1 protein-coding gene is annotated in these 477 nt (G+C 46.1%); it reads right to left on the reverse strand.

Annotated features, from left to right (window positions below; genetic code table 11):
• Window positions 1-336, reverse strand: a 336-nt coding sequence (tnpB, locus tag AC438_RS16910; RefSeq protein WP_053982325.1) for an IS66 family insertion sequence element accessory protein TnpB, incomplete at its 3' end; no start/stop codon positions are given.
• Between the last annotated feature and the right edge of the window lie 141 nt (window positions 337-477).

The raw sequence follows: 477 nt of genomic DNA on the forward strand, positions 1-477 counted from the left end.
AGATGAAAAATAAATCGCTTGATGGCCCTCGATATCGTAACCCTCGAGTAGCCAGTGCAGTTGTTGTTCGCTGATTTCAAACGTATCGCCACATTTCTTTGGCCACTTGAAGCGAGCTTTCTCCAAGCGTTTATACCAAAGGGCAAAACCTGTTTTATCCCAGTACAGTATTTTCACCTTATCCCGCATGCGATTTGAAAATAGGTAAAGACTTGTATTGAAAGGGTCTAGCCCCAACTCCTGCTCCACGATTAAGGTCAATCCGTTAATCGACTTACGAAAGTCAACATGAGTACGATACAGATAAACAGCTGAAGGGTCGACAAAACAACGCATTAGCTTAGTGCCTTAACAAAATCAGCCACCCACGCAGCAGGCTGATTTACCGGCAAGCGAATTGCTGTGTGGCCCAATCTGATTTCAATGGCGCTTGATTCAGGACGAATGGAGGCCGCTGCAAAACCCATCGGCTCAGGC

The organism is Marinagarivorans algicola (assembly GCF_001292705.1).
GTDB classification, from domain to species: Bacteria; Pseudomonadota; Gammaproteobacteria; order Pseudomonadales; family Cellvibrionaceae; genus Marinagarivorans; species Marinagarivorans algicola.